This is a genomic window from Tsuneonella flava (assembly GCF_002870965.1).
Classification (GTDB): domain Bacteria; phylum Pseudomonadota; class Alphaproteobacteria; order Sphingomonadales; family Sphingomonadaceae; genus Tsuneonella; species Tsuneonella flava.
The window spans coordinates 1-569 of record NZ_PHSO01000020.1 but is presented as its reverse complement, the minus strand read 5'-3'; the positions used below and the strand labels follow the sequence as shown (position 1 = coordinate 569).

1 protein-coding gene is annotated in these 569 nt (G+C 60.3%); it reads left to right on the top strand.

The genetic code is table 11. From position 1 onward, the window contains the following. Nucleotides 1–24: 24 nt before the first annotated feature. A partial coding sequence (locus tag CV013_RS15375) for a hypothetical protein (RefSeq protein WP_198591889.1) occupies nucleotides 25–569 on the top strand: 545 nt, incomplete at its 3' end.

Below are 569 nucleotides of genomic sequence, written 5' to 3'. Positions count from 1 at the left end.
GCCATAGGCGCTGACGGGGGACAGATGACACGCAAGACAGTGCCCGAACGGTCGGGCCTGTCCGCCACCCATACCCGCGATGTGTTCTACGGTTATGACCTGCGCGGTCTGCAGACGTATGCCCGTTTCGACAGCGCGTCGGGCGAAGGGGTGACCAACACGTACGATGGGTTCGGCAACCGGACAGCCGAAACGCTCACCATGAACGGGGTGAGCCGCACGCTGACCGCGGGCTTTAACGCCAATGGTCGGCGTACGAGCTTGCGATATCCCGATGGCCAGACATTGAGCTATACCTACGATCAGCTTGACCGGTTCCATGCCATGCAGCTGACCGGAACCGGGTATCTGATTTATACGCCGTACTATGCCAATGGCACGGTGGCAGCGATCAATCGGCTCAAGCTGTCGGCAGGGGACTGGGGCTATAGCGATACGGCCACCACTTACGCCTATGATCTTGTGCTGCGCTTGAGCCGCGTAACGCAGGCTCTTGCCGGAAACAGTTACGACACAACGACAACGTTCACCCGCAATCCGGCTTCGCAGATCGCCAGCCTGACGCGGAC